Origin of the sequence: Colwellia sp. MB3u-55, assembly GCF_014076785.1 — a bacterium.
GTDB lineage: Bacteria > Pseudomonadota > Gammaproteobacteria > Enterobacterales > Alteromonadaceae > Colwellia_A.
This window is the reverse complement of record NZ_JACGUS010000036.1, coordinates 1-1,290: the sequence shown is the minus strand read 5'-3', so window position 1 is coordinate 1,290 and position 1,290 is coordinate 1. Positions and strand designations below refer to the sequence as shown.

General features: G+C 39.6%; 1 pseudogene. It reads left to right on the top strand.

The annotated features are described in order from the left end of the window. Positions 1-91 precede the first annotated feature (91 nt). A pseudogene (locus H4J66_RS01025) lies at positions 92-1,290 on the top strand (IS110 family transposase); the annotation flags it as partial.

Here is a 1,290-nt window from a genome sequence, read left to right as displayed (position 1 = left end):
AAACGAATACTCACGGCTTGCTATAAAAAGCTGTCTATATTTCTTTCGAAGAGTAAAGCACATAACAAACTTTCAAACTTGGAGGTGAGTAATGGATGAATTAACTAATAAATTTTCTGCATTTGGTGGTTTAGACTGGGCTAATAACAAACATGATGTATGTGTTCAGTTAGGTCACGACGGTAAACGAACATTTGAAATTATTTCACATACACCAGAAGACCTTGATGAATGGCTAACTAAGCTACACCATCAAGCAAAAGGTAATATTGCGGTGGCTGTTGAATTGACTAAAGGGCCGATTGTTTATGCTCTGCAAAAGTATAGCTTTATTACAGTGTAGCCAGTCCAAGCTTTAACTTTAGCTCGTTATAGACAAGCCTTTAATCCCAGTGGTGCTAAAGATAACCCTACGGATGCTGAGTTAGCACTAGATCTTATGCTCAAGTACCCTAGCAAAGTAACACCACTAAAACCAAGTAGTAATGATATTCGAGTTCTTGCTCAACTCGTTGAACAACGTAGCTTACTCGTCGAAGATAAACGTCGATATGTAAACCGCCTTATCGACGCTTTAAAGCAGTATTACCCGCAACCATTAGCATGGTTCTCTCATTGTGATAGTGGCCTATTCTTTAACTTTATTTCTAAGTGGCCGTCGTTACAAAGTCTAAAACGAGCGAGAGAAAACACAATAAGAAAGTTCTTTTTAAGTCATGGAGGAAATGCGGTTTTATTAACCGACCAGCGGATAGAAGCTATCAAAAATGCTGTTCCCTTAACAGAAGACAAAGCCGTAATATTGCCATATAGCTTATTCGTCGAAACACTCATAGAACAATTGAAGACAGTCATAGTTGCCATAAAAACATACAACGAAAAAAATATATACGTTATTTACCGATATGCCAGATGCTGAACTATTTAAATCCCTCCTGGCACTGGACCTTGCCTCGCTCCAAGACTTTTGGCTGCCTTAGGAGATGATAGAGCTAGATTTACAAGCGCGCAGTAAATGCAGAATTACGCAGGGTTATCTCCTGTAACAGAAAGAAGGGGTTAAAAGTGCTGGGTTCACTGGCGATGGCAGTGCTCTAAGTTTATTAGGCAAAGCTTTATCGAGTGGTCAGCTAAGAGTGTAGGAGTGTCATATTGGGCTGGGCTATATTACAACCAACAACGAGCTAAGGGTAAGTCTCATCAATCAGCGGTAAGAGCTTTGGCTTTCAAGTGGGTGCGTATTGTATTTAGGTGTTGGAAAACGAAAGTACCTTATGATGAATCCAAATA